Origin of the sequence: uncultured Vibrio sp. (genome assembly GCF_947488985.1) — a bacterium.
In the GTDB taxonomy this organism is placed as follows: domain Bacteria; phylum Pseudomonadota; class Gammaproteobacteria; order Enterobacterales; family Vibrionaceae; genus Vibrio.
Window position 1 is genome coordinate 1 of the sequence record NZ_CANLBV010000255.1, and the last position, 768, is coordinate 768.

At 45.7% G+C, this 768-nt stretch carries 1 pseudogene; it reads left to right on the forward strand.

The features are described from left to right. Positions 1-99: 99 nt before the first annotated feature. A pseudogene (locus Q1A70_RS20205) lies at positions 100-693 on the forward strand (potassium channel family protein); the annotation flags it as partial. Positions 694-768: the final 75 nt, after the last annotated feature.

Consider the following 768-nt stretch of genomic DNA (forward strand, 5'->3'; position numbering starts at 1 on the left):
TCGCTGGCATTCATGTTGATGTGGCTACCTATGTATTGTTGAACACGGAATGTACAGCAAAGATCAACACGCCCTAGGAAACAAAAATTAGAGGCACGGATGATCATCTGGTTACAACTCAAACGCTGGATCAAAGCAAACATCTTTGTTTTGAACGGCAAAAACCTGCTGTTTACTTTCCTCGGCTACGTGTTCCTATCGTGGTCGTCGCTGTACTTAGTAGGGGAAACGGACTTAACCAACTCGTTTACTACATTTGCCTACTACTTAGTCGTGACTGCTTCGACGGTGGGCTATGGTGATTTGTCGCCGACGACTGAGGCAGGACGATGGATTGTGATTCTGTTTATTATTCCGGGTGGACTCAGTCTTTTCGCTGCGTTACTCGGTAAGGTGGCGACAGAGGGGGTTGAATATTGGCGAGCGGGTTTGCTAGGAAAAAGGAGAGTGAGAGTGGACAACCACATTTTGATGTTAGGATGGAATGAGTAAAGAACCATCCATCTTATCCGTATGCTGCAACACGAAGAAACGGGCAAGAGACCGATCGTTTTATGTACACGCTCAGATATTGAGAACCCGTTACCCGGTGAAATCAATTTCGTTAAAGTCAACAGCTACACCGATGGCAAAGAGATGGAAAAAACCAGCATCGAGTCAGCCAGTTGTATCCTGATTGACAACCCTGAAGAGTAAGCGTCTACGAACCGACTCATTGACTTTCTAATATCAACACAGATACCGCCAACTAAGGCGGTATCTGTCATT